The organism is Candidatus Symbiopectobacterium sp. NZEC135, from assembly GCF_025962695.1.
In genome coordinates, this window is record NZ_JAGFPF010001289.1 from 1 (window position 1) to 615 (window position 615).

Genomic DNA, 615 nt, shown 5'->3' on the forward strand with positions numbered 1-615 from the left:
GCATCGGCGTGCCGGAATCCATCGCCAGCTTTGCTGCCTCCTTTGGCACCACCATTGGGCAAAACGGCTGTGCCGGGCTCTATCCTGCCATGCTAGCCGTGATGGTTGCTCCGACGGTCGGCATTAACCCGCTGGATCCGGTGTGGATTGCCACGCTGGTGGGTATCGTCACCATCAGTTCTGCCGGCGTCGCCGGCGTGGGCGGCGGTGCAACCTTCGCTGCATTGATCGTTCTGCCCGCCATGGGATTGCCGGTAACGCTTGTCGCGCTGCTGATCTCTATCGAGCCGTTGATTGATATGGGGCGTACCGCGCTCAATGTGAGCGGTTCAATGACCGCAGGTACGGTGACCAGTCAGTTACTGAAACAAACGGACAAGGCGCGTTTCGCGGCCGATGATGAGTCATCGCTGAACACCTCTCACGCCTGACACAAAGGCGAGTTGGTTCAGGCATAAAAAAACCGGCAGGTCTACCCTGCCGGTTTTTTGTTTATGCAAACGGCAATACGCGCACAACGCGATTACCGTTGGGGATTGGTGTCATAGGCTTCGCAGCTTTGGAAACCTTTGTTCAACACTTGTCCACGGTCGTTGAAACTTACAAAATAGTTCT

1 protein-coding gene and 1 pseudogene are annotated in these 615 nt (G+C 56.1%); one reads left to right on the plus strand and one right to left on the minus strand.

Going from position 1 to position 615, the window contains the following annotated elements; translation table 11 throughout:
* Nucleotides 1-431 (plus strand): cation:dicarboxylate symporter family transporter (locus J5224_RS33865; protein ID WP_264629244.1); only part of this gene is annotated, 431 nt, incomplete at its 5' end.
* 92 nt (nt 432-523) lie between these two features.
* Here J5224_RS33865 and J5224_RS35720 read toward each other — a convergent pair.
* Nucleotides 524-615: pseudogene (locus J5224_RS35720) on the minus strand (transcriptional regulator); the annotation flags it as partial.